The following is a 220-nucleotide window of genomic DNA, read 5'->3' as shown; positions in this document are numbered from 1 at the left end:
TACCGTCGCTGAAGGCGGCTCGATCGTTTATACCGCGACTCTGACCAACGCCGCTGGTACGCCAGTGACCGTGACCCTGTCGAATGGTGCAGTGATCACCATTGCTGCCGGCGCTACCACGGGCTCCGTCACCGTCGCTGCTCCAGCTGATGATGTGTACAAAGATGCCGGCAAAGTCGAAGTCAGCATCAAAGAGGCTGCTGGCGGCAACTTCGAGAAC

At 59.1% G+C, this 220-nt stretch carries 1 protein-coding gene; it reads left to right on the top strand.

From position 1 onward, the window contains the following. The coding region (locus J4D28_RS30345; RefSeq protein WP_207246536.1) for an immunoglobulin-like domain-containing protein at positions 1-220 on the top strand (220 nt) is incomplete at both ends.

Source organism: Pseudomonas sp. GW531-T4 (assembly GCF_017349615.1).
Classification (GTDB): domain Bacteria; phylum Pseudomonadota; class Gammaproteobacteria; order Pseudomonadales; family Pseudomonadaceae; genus Aquipseudomonas; species Aquipseudomonas chlororaphis_I.
This window is presented reverse-complemented; position numbering and strand designations above follow the sequence as displayed.